The following is a 1601-nucleotide window of genomic DNA, read 5'->3' as shown; positions in this document are numbered from 1 at the left end:
CGCGCGCTGGCCGAGCGTGCGGCGGCGACTTCGGCGATCGCGGCCACGTCGCGGCTGCGCGCGGCCTGGCCGAGGGATTTCTCGGCGCGGGTCCAATGGCCTTGATGCAAAGCTTCGAGACCGTCGATGAGGCGTGCGCGCGCCTGCTTCTTGCGATGCCGGCGCATCGCCACGAAGGGCAGGCTGATCACTTTCCACACCAGCCACAGCGCGAGCAGGCCGCCGATCAGGATCAGCAGGGCCTTCGGCAGGTTGGTGACGTAGTCGATGCCGCCGTAGGTGACCACGACGTGGCCGGGGTCCTGCACCAGCAACTGCGCGACGAGCGCGCCGACCAGGGCCAGGACGATCCAGAACAACAGATTGCGGAACAGATTCATGTGCGGCACCTCCTTATCGCGCCAGCATCCGGATCAGGTGTCGGCGGCCCGGCCGGTTCATTGGGCCGTGCGCAACTGGCGCAACTGCTGCAGTGTCGTGCCCAGGGTAGGAACCGACAGTGAAAGCGGCAGCGCGGCCAGTTCGCGCAACTGCGCGAGTTGCCGGTCCTGGGACGGCGAAGGCGCCGACAGGCGCCGCACCCAGCTTTCGGCGCGCTTGAGCGCGGTGCGATAGCCGTCGGCATCGCGCCGTTCGGCGGCGGCGCGCGCCAGCGAGATTTCCAGTTGCAGGCCGGCGAGCGCGGCGGCGCGGTCGCTGGGGTGGGTGGCGACGGTACGGTCGACCGGGCGGGTCTCGATCAGAGTGCCGAAGGCGCGGCGCCACCACGGCGCCAGGGTGGGCGCGGCCGCGCTCGGGCGCTCCGGCGGCAGGCTCAGGTTCTGCGCCAACGCATCCAGCTTGGCCATCGCCTGCACCCGCGGTTCGATGCCGAGCTCCTTGAGTGCGGCGGTTTCCTGCAGCAGGGTCTGGCGCAGGCTCAGATAGGCCGGGTCGTCGACACCGTCGAGGACGCCGCCGGCCAGGGCATAGGCGCGGCGCGCGCCTTCCAGGTCGCCGGCGATCTGCAGGCGCTGCTGGCCCAGGGTCAGCAGCAGTTCGGTTTCGTCCAGGCGCATGGCCTGGGCGCCGTGGCGGTCGGGGTCGGCGAGCTTGGAGACGCTGTCCTCGATCAGCGCCGCGCGCTGGCCGATGCCGTGCAGTTCGTCGCGCAGCACCCGGTTGGTGGTGTCGGCCTGGGCGATGCGGCGGTTCTGCGCTTCCTGGTTGGTGCGGATCGTGTCCAGGCGCTCACCGAGCGCTTCCAGGCGCTGGCCGGCATCGGCTTCGGCGGCGCGGTCCTGCGCCTGCCGGTTCTGCCATTGCTGCCAGCCGTACCAGGCGCCGCCGCCGGCGATCAGCAGCACGATGAGCAGCCAGAGCCAGCCGTTGGAGCCGCGACGCGGCGTCGGCGATGCGGGAGCGGGGGATGCGGGAGTCGTGGACACGGTATCGAGGGGGGTGTTCATGGCCCGGCCATGCTACCGGATCGGTGCATCAAGACTGCCTTGACGCGATCAGGACGGCGTCGGCGGCCGCTCGGGGGGCTCGTGGCCGGCGAGCGCGGCGCAGCCGGCCAGCAGATCTTCGGCGCGCGGCCCGGCGGCCACCTCCACTTGGCT

At 71.5% G+C, this 1601-nt stretch carries 2 protein-coding genes (1 of these 2 running past the window's edge); both read right to left on the bottom strand.

Annotated features, from left to right (window positions below; all coding sequences use genetic code 11):
* Positions 1–380, bottom strand: partial view of a heme biosynthesis HemY N-terminal domain-containing protein gene (locus GLA29479_RS23285; protein ID WP_057973007.1) — the 5' portion only. The gene continues 16 nt to the left of window position 1, outside the view; the window shows 380 of its 396 coding nt (coding positions 1–380); the start codon lies at positions 378–380; the stop codon falls past the left edge of the window.
* Positions 381–437: 57 nt separating this feature from the next.
* Complete coding sequence (locus GLA29479_RS23280; protein ID WP_057973006.1) at positions 438–1448, bottom strand: uroporphyrinogen-III C-methyltransferase; 1011 nt, start codon at positions 1446–1448, stop codon at positions 438–440.
* Positions 1449–1601: the final 153 nt, after the last annotated feature.

It is taken from the genome of Lysobacter antibioticus (assembly GCF_001442535.1).
Lineage (GTDB): Bacteria > Pseudomonadota > Gammaproteobacteria > Xanthomonadales > Xanthomonadaceae > Lysobacter > Lysobacter antibioticus.
Note: the sequence above shows the minus strand (reverse complement) of the source record. Positions and strands in the feature narration are given on the sequence as shown.

Bases quoted from the DNA above. Each gene is read 5' to 3' on its own strand.
- GLA29479_RS23280 (WP_057973006.1), bottom strand. From the start codon at position 1,448: ATGAACACCCCCCTCGATACCGTGTCCACGACTCCCGCATCCCCCGCT.